The 645-nt window shown below is 66.7% G+C and carries 1 protein-coding gene; it reads right to left on the bottom strand.

What is annotated here, in order from left to right:
- On the bottom strand, positions 1-645 hold a 645-nt coding region (locus CFII68_RS25655), incomplete at both ends, for a TolC family protein (protein ID WP_033062313.1).

Raw genomic sequence — 645 nt, 5'->3', positions numbered from 1 at the left:
CTTCGGCGGCGGCGATGTCCGGGCGGCGGCTCAGCAATTGGCTGGGCACGCCAGCGTCGATGGCCGGCCAGTGCAGGCGGTCGAAACTGTCGTCGTCGAGTGTGACCGACTGCACCGGTTGCCCCAGCAGCGTCGTCAGGGTGATCAAGGCTTCCTGGGCCTGTTGCTGCACTTGGGGCAGCCGGCGTTGCTGGGCTGCCACCAGGCTTTTTTGCTGGGACAGTTCCAGGGCTGTGGCACTGCCGGCGTCGTAGCGGGTCTGCACCAGGTCGAGCACGCGTTGGGCGTTGCCCAGGTTCTGTTCGGCGATGCGCTGTTGCTCGCGCAGGGACAAGGCCTGGGTGTAGCTGTTGGCGACGCCGCTGAGCAGGGTCAACTCCACCGTCGCGCGGTCGAACTGGCTGGCCGACAACGTCTTCAACGCACTGTCCCGGGCCGCCCGTTTGCCGCCCCAGAAATCCAGCTCATAAGTGGCACTGAGGTTGGCGTCGTAGTAATCGATGGTGCGGTTGTTCCGATCCACATCCAGCTGGCTGTAGCCCTTGCCCCGTAGCAATTCCTGGCGATTGCCGTTGAGCCCGGCCGTGACCGCTGGCAGCAACGGCGCGCCGGCGATCACGGCGCTGGCCTCGGCCTGGCGCACCC

Origin of the sequence: Pseudomonas sp. CFII68 (assembly GCF_000416195.1) — a bacterium.
Classification (GTDB): domain Bacteria; phylum Pseudomonadota; class Gammaproteobacteria; order Pseudomonadales; family Pseudomonadaceae; genus Aquipseudomonas; species Aquipseudomonas kilonensis.
The sequence above is the reverse complement of the archived record's forward strand: the minus strand, read 5'-3'. Positions and strand labels throughout refer to the sequence as shown.